The organism is Bradyrhizobium sp. IC3123 (genome assembly GCF_020193625.1).
GTDB lineage: Bacteria > Pseudomonadota > Alphaproteobacteria > Rhizobiales > Xanthobacteraceae > Bradyrhizobium > Bradyrhizobium yuanmingense.
Map to the genome: position 1 here is coordinate 14,662 of NZ_JADYVF010000024.1, position 16,964 is coordinate 31,625.

At 58.8% G+C, this 16,964-nt stretch carries 11 protein-coding genes and 3 pseudogenes; 4 read left to right on the forward strand and 10 right to left on the reverse strand.

Features of this window, described 5'->3' with window-relative positions; genetic code table 11:
* Window positions 1-106: 106 nt before the first annotated feature.
* Complete coding sequence (locus tag I6F20_RS36190) at window positions 107-4,588, forward strand: Ulp1 family isopeptidase (RefSeq protein ID WP_225131050.1); 4,482 nt, start codon at window positions 107-109, stop codon at window positions 4,586-4,588.
* 2,523 nt (window positions 4,589-7,111) lie between these two features.
* On the opposite strand, the gene I6F20_RS36195 is transcribed toward I6F20_RS36190, so the two are convergent.
* The 7 genes and pseudogenes from I6F20_RS36195 to I6F20_RS36225 form a co-directional block, all read right to left on the reverse strand.
* Window positions 7,112-7,624 (reverse strand): type IV secretory system conjugative DNA transfer family protein, encoded by a 513-nt coding sequence (locus I6F20_RS36195; protein WP_225131052.1) that lies wholly within the window; start codon window positions 7,622-7,624, stop codon window positions 7,112-7,114.
* A gap of 121 nt (window positions 7,625-7,745) precedes the next feature.
* Window positions 7,746-8,049: pseudogene (locus tag I6F20_RS36200) on the reverse strand (7-cyano-7-deazaguanine synthase); the annotation flags it as partial.
* 177 nt (window positions 8,050-8,226) lie between these two features.
* Window positions 8,227-8,469, reverse strand: a complete 243-nt coding sequence (locus I6F20_RS36205) for a hypothetical protein (RefSeq protein ID WP_225131055.1) — start codon at window positions 8,467-8,469, stop codon at window positions 8,227-8,229.
* A 15-nt stretch (window positions 8,470-8,484) separates the two neighbouring features.
* Window positions 8,485-8,901 (reverse strand): radical SAM protein, encoded by a 417-nt coding sequence (locus tag I6F20_RS38560; protein ID WP_368736808.1) that lies wholly within the window; start codon window positions 8,899-8,901, stop codon window positions 8,485-8,487.
* A complete protein-coding gene (locus I6F20_RS36215) occupies window positions 8,843-9,040 on the reverse strand; it encodes a hypothetical protein (protein ID WP_225131124.1) in 198 nt (65 codons plus the stop codon). Before I6F20_RS36215 ends, I6F20_RS38560 begins: the two co-directional genes overlap by 59 nt.
* 16 nt (window positions 9,041-9,056) lie before the next feature.
* Window positions 9,057-9,314: pseudogene (locus I6F20_RS38285) on the reverse strand (6-pyruvoyl trahydropterin synthase family protein); the annotation flags it as partial.
* 109 nt (window positions 9,315-9,423) lie between these two features.
* On the reverse strand, window positions 9,424-9,543 hold the full coding sequence (locus I6F20_RS36225; RefSeq protein WP_249782202.1) for a GTP cyclohydrolase I: 120 nt from the start codon (window positions 9,541-9,543) through the stop codon (window positions 9,424-9,426).
* A 1,120-nt stretch (window positions 9,544-10,663) separates the two neighbouring features.
* Between I6F20_RS36225 and I6F20_RS36230 the strand changes: the two genes are divergently transcribed.
* On the forward strand, window positions 10,664-10,807 hold the full coding sequence (locus I6F20_RS36230) for a hypothetical protein (RefSeq protein ID WP_225131078.1): 144 nt from the start codon (window positions 10,664-10,666) through the stop codon (window positions 10,805-10,807).
* Window positions 10,808-11,551: 744 nt separating this feature from the next.
* A complete protein-coding gene (locus I6F20_RS36235) occupies window positions 11,552-12,007 on the forward strand; it encodes a GNAT family N-acetyltransferase (RefSeq protein ID WP_225143497.1) in 456 nt (151 codons plus the stop codon).
* A gap of 289 nt (window positions 12,008-12,296) precedes the next feature.
* Here I6F20_RS36235 and I6F20_RS38565 read toward each other — a convergent pair whose 3' ends face one another.
* Both I6F20_RS38565 and I6F20_RS38570 read right to left on the reverse strand, forming a co-directional pair.
* Window positions 12,297-12,758 carry a transposase gene (locus I6F20_RS38565; RefSeq protein WP_463671689.1) on the reverse strand — a complete coding sequence of 154 codons (462 nt, stop codon included), beginning with the start codon at window positions 12,756-12,758 and terminating at the stop codon, window positions 12,297-12,299.
* Window positions 12,692-13,207, reverse strand: a complete 516-nt coding sequence (locus tag I6F20_RS38570) for a transposase (protein ID WP_463671690.1) — start codon at window positions 13,205-13,207, stop codon at window positions 12,692-12,694. The genes I6F20_RS38565 and I6F20_RS38570 overlap by 67 nt, the downstream gene beginning before the upstream one ends.
* 1,017 nt (window positions 13,208-14,224) lie before the next feature.
* Here I6F20_RS38570 and I6F20_RS36245 point away from each other — a divergent pair.
* Window positions 14,225-15,549, forward strand: a pseudogene (locus tag I6F20_RS36245) (DUF3422 family protein).
* Window positions 15,550-15,702: 153 nt separating this feature from the next.
* Here the strand turns inward: I6F20_RS36245 and I6F20_RS36250 are convergent.
* Complete coding sequence (locus tag I6F20_RS36250; protein WP_225131093.1) at window positions 15,703-16,959, reverse strand: endonuclease/exonuclease/phosphatase family protein; 1,257 nt, start codon at window positions 16,957-16,959, stop codon at window positions 15,703-15,705.
* Window positions 16,960-16,964: the final 5 nt, after the last annotated feature.

Genomic DNA, 16,964 nt, shown 5'->3' on the forward strand with positions numbered 1-16,964 from the left:
GCGTCCAAGCACTCCGACCGCGCGCTCCAGTATTCTTGCGGTTCCGTGGCAAATCACAAGCGACCTCAGGCTTCAAATTGGCCTATTATTCCGAAACTGAGAACGAATGAAGTTCGAATCCACCAACTGGGTGCGTCAACAATCGGGCACCGCGGGCCCGCAAGAGAGCTCATCGGCTCCGTCCACAGATGCGGCCGCCTTTGAGCAGCAGCTGGGCGAGATCGCTGTGCCGTCTGCTCCCGTGCTCATGCAGGTCCGCGCCCATCAAGCGGATGCATCGCGATCTGAGGCGCATGCCGGAGAGGATGAGGCGGTGCTGGGCGCCTCAGCGCTGCAGACCGCTCAATCAAATTGGGTCTTGGTAGGTCGCAGCAAGGATCCGCTTTATGCTAAGGATGCGCCCCTTATTTCCGGCCTTAAGCAGGCGCTCCTCTTGGGTGGAGCCGTTGAGAGCACCGCCACGAGCTACGTCGGTTATCTGCTCAGCTTGAGCCGTTGGCTCTTTGCAAACGACAAGCCGGCCATTGCTGATCGGCTTCATGACGAGACGATGGACAAGGATGTCGAGGAGTTCATAATAAAAGGTGGGACGGCGAACGTCCCTTGGGCACTAGCTCATCTGCGGACCTCTCAATTGACGGGAGGAGCCGTACCGATCGCAGGCCGCCCTGACCTGACTCCTTATCCCAAGGACGGGACTCTCATCAAGGAATACAAAAAGCAAGCAGTGGCGGCCCGAACTTCAAGTACCGCCAAAACCTATGCATCTATTCTCACGGATTTCAGCCACTACCTTCGTGCAAACAACAAGCGTGGCATTGCTGCTCGGTTTCAGGACGAGACATGGAACGACGACGAACCGCTGAATGAAGAGATCAAGCGCTACAAGGACGCCGGGGGTAGCAAAAGTATCGGCGCGGCACTTGATCATCTCCGTAACGGAGCGAGAAAACTCAACGGTCCCCCTTTTCATCCCGAAGACGCACGCTTGATTTCCGGACTTCAAGAAGCACTCGTTGAGGCTGGGTACGAGGAGATCACCGCTAAGACGAATTATGTTGGTCCTCTTCGCAGATTTAGCCGGTGGCTCTTCGCAAAAAAAAAGCCGGGAGTGGCTGCTCGGCTTAACGACGAATCGCTGAGCAACGACGCTGCGATCTTCGATAAAAATCGCAGGCACCTCGTTCTTACCGCACTAGATCGTCTCCGCGCCTCTCAGTCGCCGGGCGGAGTCGCGTCAATCACTGGCCGGGCCGGGGGCATTGAGGCCGCGGCTAAGCAGGGCGGGTCGCAGCCCGCCTTCAGTTGGCCAGCGGCACTCGCTGAGGGGGATGATCAAGATTTATTCTTGGGGACGGTCGACGAAGCCGGTGCATCGTCGTGTCTTCAGCCACCGCGGCATGGCCTAGCATTGGATCCTACAGAGTCCCCTAATCCCGTGAACCGGCGCCACCAGGACGACGAGCTGACGGATGAACGTTACAGCAACATTCTCGTGCCAGGCGAGCAGATTCCCATCATGCGGGCGAGCGGCCACCCATCTACGCCGCCTCCGCACGGTCAAGGCGGTAGAACGATGCTGAATGCCTCGGCGCTACCGCCCGGCCATGCAAATTTTGTTTTCGCAGGTAGCAGCCTGGATCCTGTTTATTGCGAAGATGCGTCTCTTATTGAGGGGCTCAGGCCGGCACTCATCAAGGCTGGGGCCTCCGAGAGCACGGTCGGTCGCAATCTACGTGGTCTTCTCAGCTTGGGGCATTGGCTCGTAAAGAACGACAAGCCGGGCATTGCTTCCCGGCTTTACGACAAGTCGCTGGACAAGGATGCCCAGGAGTTCGCCGAGAAGGAGAAGCAGGCCATCGCTATCCCACTGGATCTTCTTAGAGCCTCCCAATCGCCGGGCGGCATCACGCCGTTTGCAAGCCGGGTTGAGCGGAATCCCTATCCCCAGGATGCGGATCTCATCAAAAGGTACAAGGAAGAAGCAGCCCCAAGCACCGCCAACACCGCCAGGACCTATGCAACTCTTCTTATCGATTTGAGTGATTACCTCCGTGAAAAGCATAAGCCCGGCATTGCTGCTCGACTTGGCCACGACTCGCTGGATGAAGATGTCAGCCAGTATAAGGAGGAGGACCCCCATGGCCGCAGAAAAGCCGGGGCCGCACTGGCTCATCTCCTGAGGTCGCCGGCGGGTGCTAGAGCGATCGAACTACGGCGTCATATTCGCCCGCTTCCTGATCTCGAAGACGCGGTTCGCGCCGAGACGAGGCGGACGACTGCGCAGCACAGCGGGTCGAACGGAGCTGGCAGCTGGCCGGAGACTCTGCCTGCGAACCAGCAGGATCTGCTTTTAGAGACGATGGACGGACGCAGCTCCTCGCCGCCTCCGCAGGTCGTCGCTGTTGAGCAGCAGCTGATGCAGACCCTATCCCATCAAGTGGTGGCGTCACCATCGCAGATGCAAGCCCCGATGCCGTCGCCGGACGAACCGATCGGCGAGCAGCTTCCGGTCGAAGACGCGGAGCTCTTGGCGAAGTTTCGTGGAGACGCGGAGCTGCGCAAGCTCACCAAAGGGGCCATCAACAACGGTGTTTACGGGCTTGGGGCATTTATTCGCTGGGTCAACGCGAGTCATAGGGGCCCGGTAGCTTCTCGGCTGCGCGACGGTTCATCGCTGAACGCGGAGATTGCGAAGTACAGGAGCTCGGGCGGTGACCCCAACAACCGCATTAGATCGGCTCTGAATCATCTCCGGCGGCTGCTGCGTGGGGGTGAAGAAGTGGAAGCACCTGAACCCCGCGTCCTCGGTGCCCCCCGTCGCCTAGTTCCTCATCCAGAAGATGCGCCCCTCATCGAGGGCGCGCTGAACCAAGCTCTGAAAGATCTTAAAACTCCGACTGCGAAGCTGAGGCAGTCTGCGCAACAGCGGGCGAGGCGTCTTCGTGCGCTTAGTGCGTGGCTTAGAGAGAAGCGCAAAGGGAGCATCATCGGGCGGCTAAACGGCTCGAGCAGGGAGCAGGTATCCCTCGACAATGACGTGGTAGCATTCCAACGGACTGGAGGCAGAGTACACGGTCCCGATTTGTCGCATCTTCGCAGCTACTTGAAACTCATTGAGCCGAACCGAGAACTGGGGCTGCCAGGCCCTGAGCAGCCGAACTCGCCGGCCGCGCAGGGCGATTGGCACTCGGGCTCGGCGCAGGATCTTCCCTCAACGCCGGCCAGCCCGAGCGCCGGAGCTTGGGTTTGGTTGGGTGAACAGGTGCAAGAACGAGCATCACCATCCTGGCCCGCGTCACATGCTAAGGGCAGGCTTGAGCCATCTTATGGTCTGATTGCGCCGACGCCGTCCGAGTTGCGCAATGATGCTCACTTTGCGCCGGCGCATCCTACCAGGCTTCGCTCGGACACCTACGGCGGCCTAGAGTCTCTTGTTGATCTGAATGCGCCGACGCCGTCCGAATTGCGCGACGATGCTGACTTTGCGCCAGTGCATCCTGCCCAGGCTCATTCAGACACCTACAGCGGCCTAGAGTCTTTTGTTGATCTGAATGCGCGGACGCCGTCCGAATTGCGCGACGATGCTCACTTTGCGCCAGCCGATCCGACCAGGGCTCGCTCAGGCGCCTACGCTGGCCTTGAGCCATTTGTTGATCTCAATGCGCTGACGCCGTCCGAATTGCGCGACGATGCTGATTTTGCGCCAGTGCATCCTGCCCGAGCTCGTTCAGACACCTACAGCGGCCGAGAGCCTTTTGTTGATCTGAATGCACGGACGCCATCCGAGTTGCGCGACGATGCTCATGTTGCGCCCGCGCATCTTGCCAGGGCTCGCTCAGACACCTACGGGGGTCGTGAGCCATTGATTGATCTGAATGCGCCGACGCCGCAGGAGCCGCGTGATGATGCTAGTTATGCGCCTGTCCCGCGCACATCCGCCGATGCTCAGATCGGGGCTTTGGATCCGACAGCCTCATCCCACGGCCGCAGCGGACTAGCGCTCGGCGCCAAGGAATGGCTGGGCGACGAGCACATCCACAGGGATTACGAGCTCCTGGCGCAGGAGTTGCAGCGGGACCGTCCGGAATTCGCCGCCCTGGCGCAGTTCGTGGATCCCCTGATAGCCCACTATCAATTGCGCTTCGGCGCCGAGCCCGACATGCTCCGTGCATTCCGGCGCATCGTCTACGATCCGAATGGTAATGATACCGCCGACTTCCTATTCCTGCCGGTGAACGATGCAATGGATCCTAATCGCCTCGGCACGCATTGGTCGCTGCTGCTCCTTGATCGCCGCACGCGAGGAGAGCCGATTGCCTATCACTACGACTCTGTCCGGGGACACAACCACGAGCCGGCAGCGCAGCTCGCACGACGGCTGCGCGCCCGCCTGGAGTCACCTAGCATGGCCCAGCAGCGGAACAGCTATGATTGCGGCGTCTTCGTGGTGGACGGCACGCGGGCGCTGGTTCGACGATTGGCCCAAGGAGAGCGGCCAGGGCACGAGTTGCTGCACCTTGACAACCTCGTCGCCAATCGGCGGTCCCTCCAGGACCGGCTTCGAGCTCATCCCGGCTTAGGCTAAGGGAGCGCGAAGCGGCCGCGAGACCGAGGACTTTCTCCGCAATGCCCACCTCGACATTCCAGCGACCGTCGAGGCGCTGCGCCAATACTGGATGCCGATCCGCTCCCGGCTACAACTGGCAAACGGATAGGTGGATTTCCGGCACCGAAGTCGATGCGAGCCATGCTGTCTCCGATGGCACCAACAGCTGTCTTGCCTTCTCGGGCGCTGTTGTTATCGCCACTTGCGAGGCAGGTCCAAACGCCTTTGTCACAGGGACTGCTCGAGTGGGTTACGCCGCTTCGGCCTAACAGGCCAAACGCTGGGCTACATCAGGGCGGGCAGCCTGGCAACATAACCGAGGCAACATAACAACGAATTCGAGGGGCGCTTTGCGGCTTCCTGCAGCATACAACGCAGTTCGATTATAGTCGCTTCGGCTGGACCGTCGTCGGAGTCGCTTTGAGCAAGCGCTTACACCTGCTTGGTGTGTCAAATTCGAGTACGACTACATGGGCTTCGATGGGGACGCGTCTGGCGACCCCGCCGACGGTGCAGTTCCCCGCCCCGCCGACATTGCCGCCAGGACAACCAGCTTGTCCAGCAACTGTCACATCGGAAAGATCAGATTGAATCACCATTTCGGCGGCGACGCGAGCGGGGCGGAATGGTTCGACGCATCGGTCTATCCGGGACGAGCGGCCGCCAAAACAATAAAGCCTGTTTTCGATACGGGCGACTGGTCGTTCGAAGGGGCTCGCGGGTCTGGCTCAGCAGAGGCACATTCCAGTGGGACTACACGAATCAGCCGCCGATATCCGGAGATAGCGGCATCCCCAATTCCACGCTCACCTATCATGGCTTGGACGGCATTTCCGGCGAGCTGTTCGCACGGCTTGATAGTCCTGGGGGATATTCCTGAAGGGCAACGTTGGCTCGGACGCTTCAACAAGGGAAGAATGAACGAGGATTCGAGCATCGGCAGTACGGCCTATGCAACACTCTGTGAGATCAGGCCAACGGAAGGTTCACGTACTACACCGCCGATGTCGGTTACGACTTTATGTGCGGTAGCACCTACAAGCTGGGCGCATTTATCAGTGGCACTTACTTCGGCCAAAAGTCGGATTCGATCGCATGCGTGCAGACAGCCTCGCCATACGGGGCATGCGCGGTTCCGGCCCAGCAAATCATCGGTACTCAAGGTGCCAATTGGGATGCGCTGCGCGTCGGGCTTAACGCCGAGACTATGCTGTTTGAGCGCCGTGAGCGCAGATGTTGCTTACCTGCCATGGACCGACTTCACCGGTCGTGATAACCATCTCCTCCGTCCTGAAACAACTTTCTACGATCAGTGCAGGCAAGGTGGGGGGCGTACAGATCGAAGGAACGCTGTCGTACCTCCTCGGCAGAAATTTCAGTATCGGCGTCGGCACTCGGTACTGGGCAATGTGGACCAAGAATGACAGCGATGTCACATTCAACTGCAGCGGCTGCAGCGACCGAGGCACGTTCATCCAGATCCCTGCACTCGCAAAGTACAGCATGGAGCGATGGGGTACCTTCTTAGAGGTGTCCTACAAGTTTGAGTGAATTGGTCTGCAAGCGCATAAGTCTTATAGCTAACCTAATCGATGCACGATGAAAGCCTGCAACGCGTAGGCTGCGCGGCGCCGCTGCCTCCGGGCGAACCGCCCACGGAGGGCAGTTGCCGAGTTGCGAGCAGCCTTCATGCCTTCTCTTTGCGGAAAGATGAGTCCGGATGAATCGTCGGCAGTCAATTCAAAAGCAGAGATGGTTCTCGTACCTTTGTAGCTCCGCAATCATCTTTTTTTTCGTGTTCGCCCGCATTGGCAGCCGATGTACGGCGGGCCAGTATGCCAATAACGGACTGCGCGACAGTAAAGAACAAAAAGCAACGCTTGCTGTGCGTCGATAAAGCGGGCCGCAGCCCTAAAGACAACTCGCTTTCTCAGGAGATTGGGGACAGCTCATCTTAAAGAGATCGTTGCCAACCCCCGGCCAGACCGCTCTCAAAATCCATGATCCAGATCACCTTGATGTCGCCCCTGGAACGTTCATTGATAGCTTGTCGAGATCCGAAACGTGAGATGCCTCTACTCGACGCATGGCTACCGTTGCTGCAGTGCACATCGGCGCGGAATGGCTCCTGTTGTTTTCGCTCAGGCTGTCGAACCAGCGGCAGAACAGGAAAGCCTGAAAACCGGCTGCGCCCTGCTCGATAGTATCCTGTCTGCCGCCTGCAAAAGGAATATGGGGAGATCTCTCGCGCGATTTTGCAAAGAGCCTTGTCCCGAAGGTGCCGAAAATTGAAATATTAGCGGCGTCGCCACCGAAGCGATAGCTGAAAGTAGGAGAGGTTCCGCTTGGGGGAGCGGGTCAGTGCCAGCGCGGAATGAGCCGGAGACGATGATCCTGGGGCGCTATCCCCCCGCGCCGGGTTTGCAAGAAGCTCGACGCGCCGAGACTTACTAATCAACGGCGGTGTCTTAATCTAGGACGCCGGGCTCAAGCGTACCGGCACTAGATGGCCGCGACGGCGTCCCGTCGATCATGAGCTTCAGATAAAATCCTATAGTTCGGCAGTTGCAGGAGATCGGCTTCCTCGAACGTTCCCAGAAACTCGCGAGCAAGGTGTTGCGCATCTTCAGCACCAACTCTGAAGGAGATAATCGATCCGGCATTTCCGAGCACCGCATCGCGCACATCCGGTTCTAACCGATGACGATAGTGATGTGCGACAGTGCAGCCGACGCGATATTTGCGCAACCCCGAGAACATATTTGCCATCCCGAGAGTGGTGAAGTTTTGAAACTCATCAATGTAGACGTAGAAGTCTGGTCGCTCACGCGCCGGCAATTCAGCCCGACTGAAAGCGGCAAGTCCGAGCGTCGTCACAAGCAAGCCGCCAAGAAGGGACGAGCTGTCCTCGCCGATCCGCCCCTTTGACAGGTTTACGAGCAACACCCTGCCCTCATCCATGATCTGCCTGACGTGGAGATCGTGCGCGGGAGCGGCCAGGAGGCGATTAAACACCGGCGCCTACCTTGTTTTGGATCGGCGCAGTGCCGTCGGCTCGGTAGCCGAACGAAAAGCGCTCAAATTCGTTCAGGCAGAAATTGCGGACAGTCTCATTCTTCAACTGTCGCGCCGCGGCCATCCCCTCCGCGCCTATCTCGATCGCGACCTCGCCGGTCAGTGCAGTCTTTGATATCGCAGCCAGTGTGGGGATCTCAAGCGTATGGTTGTCGCCGAGCTTGCTCGCCCAGTCTACGCGCAGCTTCTTCAGTCCGTTCAGCAACTGATCGCAGCAGGCCAGCTCGATCGCATGGCGTTGTCCATAGGCAAAGCCGACGGTCTCAACCCGGGCAAAGCGCGACAGCGCCCAAGCGAGGCAGGTGGCGGAATCCTGACCGCTCAGAAAATAGAACCAGCGCGGCTTCGGATGTGAAATCGGTCATTGAGAGGATTCGCTTAGAATGTGAAGAGTTGAAATCAGGCCCGCTTGGCAATGGCGAACAACGGCAAAGAAGCCTGCGATGAATGCCGCTTTCCCTTCATTGAGTTCAGACTTAGAGGACGCAATTCATGATCGTCTCTAAGGTGAAGCCGCAGAACGCTTTGACGCGCAGGGTTGCTTACCCCACGCCGAGCAACTTGTGCGTCTGAATGCTGACACGCCAGTCGCACGCAGTCGCCTCCTGAATGCAAAGCTTCGTCGCCTTGCGGCTTTGGCTCAAGGGCTGCAGCCATATTATCGGCATGAACTCACGAGGGATGTTGAGGGCCAGGAGCTTCTCGATATCGGCAGGCTTGCCCACGCAATGTTTGATCTCGTTGCCACGCCGCAGCGGTTCATCCAAAACAACGGGGCGTGCCAACTTTCGGGCTGATGGTCACCCACGTGCAGGGGTGCACCTGAATGGCATGGGTCCCGATGTCTTCACCTGCACCGAGAAGCCAGACTTGATAAGTAGCGTCGTCAATGGCTGAAAGTCGTACGCTGCGGGCTCGCCACCCGTGATCACGACATGCCGAGCCCTAAACCCCTGCACGGCGAGCAATATTTCCTCCGGCGACATCCTAGCCCCGGGTGGCGTCCTCGATCCCGTGATCTCGGCTATCGGCACTTGACATGCTGGATCTGCCTTCCATCTGCGCTTGCTGTCGCACCAGAGGCAACCAACTGGGCAGGCCTGTAGCCGCAGGAACACTGACGGCGTGCCGCTCTTGCAGGCTTCGCTCTGGATACTTTCAAAGATCTCGTTGACCGGCAGCACGGCTCGTTCCCCGATAGATCGCGCTGTTCGCACCGTGCTCTTTGACTTCGACAGATGCAAGCCGGCAACGCGGAGCAAGTCGCTCTGTCAGCAGCCACTTGCTCGCGATGCCGTAGACGTGCTCGGCAAACTTTTCGCAGCCGACAGCAGGTAGCACAACGATATCCGCCACGCCGCGCCGCTTCCTGGAACCATTCAAGCTCCGGATTGTCCGCAGCTACGACGGTCTTATGGTCAAATGTGTGTTCGAGGATCGCTTTCAGCTCTTTGAGGCCGCCAAAATCAACGACCCAATTCTTGTCGTCTAGGGTGTCGGCCTCGAACTCGAAGCGAAATGACAACGAGTAACCGTGCAGCAGACGACAGTGTGACAGCGCGCGCCACTGGCGAAATGTAGCGGATAGTCCGGTTTCATGACCGTATGTCTTCGTCGATAGGTAGGTCACGGTTGATCCTTGATCAGTGCCATAAATTCGCTGCGCGATATTTTGTCGTCGCGGAAAGCACGCGCATGATGCTGGTTATCATGATGGTGTCAGTCTAGCGAACACCACGCTAGATCATGCATTGGTGCTGCGCCCTAACGATGACGGCCAATCCCTTCGGCAGGATACGGCGTTCCAGTTCGTCCGCCAGCATAACAGCGGCCTCCTCCTGGATGTGCGGGCGCGACATGATCCAGTTGGCAAGGCGCACAAATTTGCGCGCTTCGCGGTCGCTTTGGTGTTGTGGTCGCGGCTGGTGTCGATAACCATGGCCTCAAGCACAGCGTGCACGTGCTGCTCGACCTCGGCTTGGATCACATCAATGTCACCAGGCAGCAGATATTCTGCGATATTGTCGTTTGCCGCAAACGACGCGCCGGCGTCGCGCAGGCGTTCACGAATTGCTTGCGTAGAGCTCATCAGAACTCCTGTGCAGCTTCGCTAGTTTGCGTGAACGACATGATCTGCGGCCGACACGCGCTGAACAAAGCGCTTCAATTGGGGAGGTGCCTTACCCGGGGCAGTTTTTAGTATCAATTTGCATACGATCGAGAACTTTCATCTCTCCTGCGTCGTTGACCGAGAGACCACTATTGCCGAAACGGTCCTTTATCGTCTCCCTGCAATCAGCATGCCGCAAAAGTATCTGTGCGAGACTTGCTTGAGGAAGAGAAAATCAATGCATCGTGCCGCGACGGCCGATCATGTGCGACTTCGTGTCGGGATTCAGACATACACACCGACAAGCGGACACGATTGAAGCGCCAGCAAAAGCAACCAAATCTTACCCGCCCCGAAGTCATCAGACAGTTAATCGGCCCCGTGATTGGCGCGAAGAACCGATGAACGGGACATCCGAACGCGTCAAGGTCGAAGATGTCGCCCAAATAACAGGCGAGAACAAGAGAGCTATACAGGCAGCGGCAGCTCGGGGCGAAATTCCTGGCCCGGCAAAGCTATTCAAGGCTTGGACATTTGACCAGGTCAAATTGCGCACGTGAATCGCCACCAAGAGCGCGAAGCGTTGACGCGGCTCGCGAAACTCATGGCAGCATGAAGCCGCGGCAAGCAACGCGCTCATCGCCTGACCAAGCCAAGCGACGTGGTCTCCCGGGTTCGGGCACCAGTGAAGCTAGATACGAACGGGCAATGGCGAGGCTCCGCAGCCGAAGAAGATGTACCGACTAGCAGCGCCTGGACCTGGTCCGCGAGCCCTCCTTCCGCGAGCGACAGGAAGAGATTGCAACACTCCAGCAGCTCGTGGCCTGACCGCTTCTTTGTGGACGCGGTACATCCCGCCGAGGATGTCGGTGTCAAGGCGGCCCGACCGGCAAGCCGAGTTCATCGTCGAAAATCTCAACACGATCGAGCAACTCTTGATCGGCGCGGCGTACTGGCCTGACGGCAACTCCCCGACGCGTGCTGCGAACCTGCGCGCGGGCCTTGTTTTGTAGCAAGAGCGCACCAAGCGAGGCGGTTCCGGTGCAAATCGACTTTGCCGCGGAGCTAAGGAGTGGAGTTATCGTCTCGACCCGATCGCTCTCGACGACCGAGAGGATCCTGTCATTGGCTGTCGAATCCTAACCCAGCGATCCTTCTGGCGGGAGGGATCCATGGCTACCATTCCAGAGAGCTGGTCTCCAAACATCGTGACTGGTAAAGGATTCAGCATCGAGGAAGGAGATGGCCAATATCCATAGACTGCCGTCACAGAGCGATTGAGCTCGGTTCCCGAGGGTCAAAATGCGGTGGGGTGCATACACCTCTGAACGGTTTCCTTCTAGGTGACGACATCCATCGGCCTTTTGACCTGGAATGCGTGATCGTCTCATTGGATTGTCGGCACAAGGTCAGCAGCCGCTTGAAGGACCGTTTCGACAATGAAGTTCGCGATGATCATGATCCTATCTTGGAGAGGCGCGCTTTAGCTTCGTGATGAAACCCTGCGACGTGAAAGCCATCGGTTGGATCGAAATTCAGTTGTGGACGCTGATTGACAGCCGAAATCGCGGGTCATCAGGCGTTTTCATACAACCAAGACCCACAGCAGAGATCAGCTGATTGGAAAGTGCTCCAATCGGCTCTGGTTCGAGGTGTTCGGGAATCTCAGCTAGCCTTGTCTGTCTAGCGGATCACAAATGTCACGCTGACGCTCGTGGCGCAGAGTGATTCAATTCCGATGCGGAGCAGAAAGAAAGATGCCGGTCATATCCACACGCCGCGCTGAAGTCACAGATGCCGGAACCGTCGCCGGCTTCGTTTATGCTCTCCAAGTCGAGCTCTTGCGCCGGATGGCCCCGGGGATCGAAATCGTCACGCAAAGCGCGGCGGCAGTTCTTGCGGATGTCAGCGTCGTCGCGGTGATCGCTTGCGGAGACAACGAGCCGGTTGGCGTCATGGTTCTAAACGAATGCACTGCGATCTACGCGGGCGGCAAGTTTGGAGAAATCTCGGAGCTCTATGTTCGCCCCGACATGAGATCGCAGGGCATTGCGCCTCATCTGATCGCGGTCGCTCTGTCCGAAGGACGCGCGCGAGGATGGAAGCGGCTGGAGGTCGGAGCACCGTGGCAGCCGAAATGGAAGCGCACCCTCGACTTCTATCTGCGCAACGGCTTCGAGGAAGTCGGCCCCCGGCTTTGCCGCATGATATGAGCCGGTGGGGTCAACTTAGAGTCGTCCCTGGATGACCAAGAAGCTGAGCGGATCAATCTAGCTTGGAACCCAATGTTCTTCGTTAGGGCCGGTTGATTGACCGGAACGCGTAATTGTCTGTGCGTTCTGGACTTATGTTTTTTATTTTTGTAGTGGGCTAATGGCACTGCTGTATTTGCCCCCTGAGAACGACGACTCGGTCTTGCTGTGTTCCGTCGGGTGCCCTAACTAGCATTACAGTTGCAATTTTTGCCTGAGATGGGCTTTGCGCGCGTTGGCCTGATGAGCCCTACGCCAGGACGACCATGCGAGGACGTAGGCGTGCGAGATGAGTCGCTGGGGAAGCTTCATGGCGATGGGGCGGATTTCCCGGATCGACAAGCGGATCAAGAGCGATGCTTCGGTCGAGGCCGCGGTCGCATTTTTTGAGCGATGGTCCAGTGTTGGCTCGATGACGGATGACGGCCATCATGGCGAAGGCCAGCATGACGAGTGAGACATGGCGATGCCAGCCATGCCAGGAGCGGCTTTCGTTGTGGTCAAGGCCGAGCTCGTTCTTGGCGGTTTCGAAGCTGTCCTCTATAGCCCAGCGATGGCCTTCCACCGACGCCAGCTTCTGCATGGACCTGCCCTTGGGGCACCATGTGGAGAAGGCCAAGCTGGCGTCAGTAACGTTGCGACGGATCAGAAGACCCCCCGTCCATTCTCCGGCAAGGTCGTCGTTGTATTCACCAGCGTCGAGATCGGCCAAGTGCCAGCGCGGACCTTTGGTCCCTTCGCCGGAGGCGGAGCGGTGCCAGGCCACTTCTTGGGAAGGCTCTGCGCGATCGCGGAGGCGGTGCCGGCGACCGGCTGCTGCTTGCCCCATGAACGGAACACGTGATTGGAAGCAACGCCCAGAACATAGCCTTTTCCCGCCTTGCGCAGCAGGGTTTCGATCTCACCTGTGCCATACACGCTGTCCGCCGTTACGAACGAGAACGGCACCTTTGCGGCGATCGCGGAGCGACCATTCGACGCGCGATCTTGGGCTTCGTAGCAAAGCCCATCGCTCGGGACATGCGCGGCTTTCAGGCGAGCGGGGTCGTCCGTCCATTCCTTTGGCAGATAGAGCGCCCGGACTCGTTGTTGCCGGTCGTCTTGAAGGTGCCGATGGTCGCCATGGTAGTTCTCCTTGATCTCTGTTTTCCGAGCCCGCACCTTGCGGCCTCGATGGTGATCGACAGGCCGGAGGTGATCGACGGCGCACCCCGCAGGGGCTCGACAGCAGAGGAGGAACTTTCTTGTTTGGCGAGGAATGACGGCGCAGCCGGCAGGGGATGAGCGTTGTGACGCCGCTGTTGCGCCATAGGCGATCGAGGCTGCTTAGCCGGCCTTCGGCCAGATCCACCCATCGAAGAGGCCGCTTCGTGCGCTCGATCCGAAACAGAGCTGACATCAACGAGAACGTGGCGATCCTCGCGTCCTGCAAAGACCGGCGAGCGAGTTTGACCGAGATTGGCTCTCGGCCGCGTGGCGACAGACGGATCAAAACCTCCGCGAGCGCACTTGAGCAATACGCCCGCCAAGTCGAGTCGGCCGTACTTGTGATCCGCCGCTATTCGGTCGATCGCTCACGACATTCGCCACGTATCTGTCTCACTGCGGTCGAGCCGCGGCGCTTGCACTGCCCTGAATGTCACCTCAAAAGACTATGACAGCGTGCGCTCCGGCTGCGTGATCACGTCATCCTCACGCGACGTGACGTTATCAGCCCATCGGCCAAGCCTTGCCCGGCTGGTCCGGGCGCGGTCAGTCGCCGGTCTCTGCATGGACAAATCCGTCCACAGCATGGCGTCTCAGCCGCCTGGCGAGCGATCACCGTGCGAAGCAGGCAATTTCCTGTGGCCTGCGCCACGTACGCATCCTATCAGAATACAAGCGCGCGCTTCATGTCTGAAACCCGCCTCCAACTGTCTTCGAAAGCCACATTGCGCCAAAGGACACAAGCGTGCCCCTTCTGCAGTGCTGGCCCAAATCCTGCACCGCCTCTCCGCGTCAGGGCGGCGGCAGCAAGATGGGAGTCGTGTTTGGGCCTCGATCTGTCAATCGACAGTGTGGTTGCCGCACCGGAGGTTGCCTGTCTGCACCCCGCCGGGGGAACGGAAGACGCTCCTGCTTGCCACGGCCTCGCGCGGCTGACGGTTGCTTGCTCACCCTGAAGAGAGATGTCAATACATGGTCGATGAATTGGATCTGCGAACCTTCACGCCACATCCGCAACGCGACGCCGTGCTCGGCGAAGTGCACGCACGCCCTTTCACGCGCCTTGATTCGCCATTCAGCGTGATCCACTTGGCTTTTCTTGCGCAGGGTGAGGCGGCCACAAGCGATCGCTGCCGCTTTATCGATTTTTGCCTCGAGCGCAATCTTCCGCCACCTGAGCAATCGGCGAAACTTCATCAGATTGTCATCGGGACCGCTACGCTACGTTGGGAGCAGCATTCGGAATTCACAACATTTACCTGGATCTGGAGTAACAAAATGTTTCCGCCGCAGACCGATTTGACAAAGTTGATGGTACCGTCCGATCGCTGATCCGCGCGTTGCGTCAGACCGGACAGTTGCTGGTCGCGATCAGGCTAGAAGTGGAGCAGGACGCCTCGCCGACCAGGCGCGCCGAACAGGTTTTTGACAAGAACAGCCTGGCCATGGTTGCCACAAAGAACGGCGCAGGCGTTGCCGCCTCAGACTTCCGCGTAGACGAAAAAGGCTTTACGAAAATCCTCGTCTGCGACCTCGGATTGACGTCGCAGGATCTCGGAGCGCTGGTGCAACGGCTCCTGGAGATCGAGACCTACCGTCCACTGGCGCTGCTTGGCCTGTCGGCCGCCCTTGAGCTTGCACCTTCCGTTGATCGCATCGACCGCCGTCTTGTTGAGGCGCTCGAAAAAATGCAAAGCGGTGAGGGGCTGCAGTTCAACAACCATCTGCTTGCCGAGTTGACGGCGCTGGCCGCCTGCTTCGAAAAAGGCGCGACCGGCAGCCTGTTTCGCTTCGGCGCCAGCAGAGCCTACAACGAGCTGGTCCAATCGCGACTGTCCATCATTGAAGGCAACGATGTCTCGGGTTATCCAACCTGGTCGTCGTTTCTGGCGCGCCGCATGGCGCCCGCAATGCGAACCTGCGCGACCGTAGAGGATCGTCAGGCGGCTCTGTCGGTCAAGCTCGCGCGTGCCGCCGATCTGTTGCGAACCCGTGTCGACGTCGAAATCGAACGACAACATCGTGACCTGTTGCAGGCTATCAACGAGCGCGCCAGACAGCAACTTCGGCTGCAGTGCACGGTCGAAGGATTGTCGGTCGGAGCGATAGGATATTATGTGGTCAGCTTGTTTAGCTATCTTGCCAAGGGCGCGCATGACGTCGGACTGCGAGTAGAGCCCTCGTTCCTGACCGCAGCCTTCGTGCCGATCGCAGTCGGCGTGATCTGGCTGGTGAGTTACAATGTCCGAAAGCGACACCTCAAGCACGACAACGCGCCCTCGGTTGCTTGCGACTGACGCTCCTTAACGGAATCAGTGCGTCCATCCTGCGAAGCTCGCATGATCGTGGTGCGACGCTGCCGCAAGATCGCGGCCGGCTCCTGCGCAAGGTAATGCCCCGCCCGGACTAACCGGGCGAGGCATTTTTGGATCGGCTCAGTCGCCCTTGCACTAGAAACGAAGCGTCGCTTTGGAGGGACAATGATCTGAAATGGCCAGCAAAGGATCCGGATGGCCTTGGCCTGCCGGGCGCGTCCCGCCGAAGCGCCCGATCGCAACCTTGATGGCAGGATCTGGAATCGAAAGGCTCGCGCTCACGAGCATCTGATCAAGGCCCAGGGGATTGCGGCAGCCAAGGCTATCGGCCTTTGTCAGCGGCTTGACGGCCTCTTGATCGAAGAGCTCACGCTTCGAGCGTTCGCAGAGTTGCTTAGCGACAGGGTTGACCGGGCATTCCGGCTCCAGATGGGAAAGGGCGCTGGAAGTGGGGGCCCCATCATTGACCTCGCCATAGAGGCTGCGAACGAGGACGCCACTCGGAAGGGAGGAAGCGGGATCGCTTCCGTCCGAGCGAATATCTGATTTTCCGATCGAATTTTTCTCGTGCGACAGATTGCGGTTGAAGTCTCCCATCAGAACGACCGGCATGCTGGCAGAGCTCGCTTCCAGCCAATCCTCCAACGGGCGCACCTGTTTCTGCAGGATGGCACACGCATCGCCCCCGCCGTCAAGCTTGCCGCGGTCTTCGAGCGGGCTGACGCAGGAGGATTTGAGATGCACGGTCATAACACGCAACGGCTTGCCATCGATCTGCAGCGTCAGTGATAAGCCCGGGCGCACCTGATCTACGGCGGCTAGATCCGGGAGTGATAGGGGCGCAACGACCCCACAATCGGAGCCCGTCCCGAGGTTCTTTTTCCAAGCAATCGCGAGCCGCTGGACCTTGAACGTGTCGAACGAACAAATCTCGTAATCAGCACCGTTGTTGGGCAGAACCTCGCGAACGGCGGTGGCGCCGCTAACCTCCTGAAAAGTGATGATGTCAGGATCGAGGTTCGTTCGGATGAAATCCTGGAGTTGCTGCGAGCGCTTTTGGTAGGCGGCTTCGGTCACCGGCACGATCTTGAAATTGGCCTGGTAAACGTCGCATGGCGGCTTTGCCGCGATGTCCCATTTGATCTTTGCGTTTCGTCCCCATTTGAGCTCCCAGCCCGGCTTGGTGGCCCCTGCCGTCGAGGGTTCAAACAATCCACTCGCTGGATTGAGGGCGAAAGGTTGACCGCAATCACGAATCCACTCCTTCGCCTCGACCTGGCTGAGATGCCAGCCCAGATTCCATGTCGCAATTCGGATGTCACGCGCGTGGGCCGTCGGCGCTGTGCCGAGCAACAAGACGAGGGCGAACAGGACAGATCGGCGAAGAATCATGTAGT

Coding starts and splice junctions, on each gene's coding strand:
- I6F20_RS36225 (WP_249782202.1), bottom strand. CDS start 9,543: ATGTCGCGCCCGCACATCCAGGAGGAGGCCGCTGTTATGCTGGCGGAC.
- I6F20_RS36235 (WP_225143497.1), top strand. CDS start 11,552: ATGCCGGTCATATCCACACGCCGCGCTGAAGTCACAGATGCCGGAACC.
- I6F20_RS36190 (WP_225131050.1), top strand. CDS start 107: ATGAAGTTCGAATCCACCAACTGGGTGCGTCAACAATCGGGCACCGCG.
- I6F20_RS36250 (WP_225131093.1), bottom strand. CDS start 16,959: ATGATTCTTCGCCGATCTGTCCTGTTCGCCCTCGTCTTGTTGCTCGGC.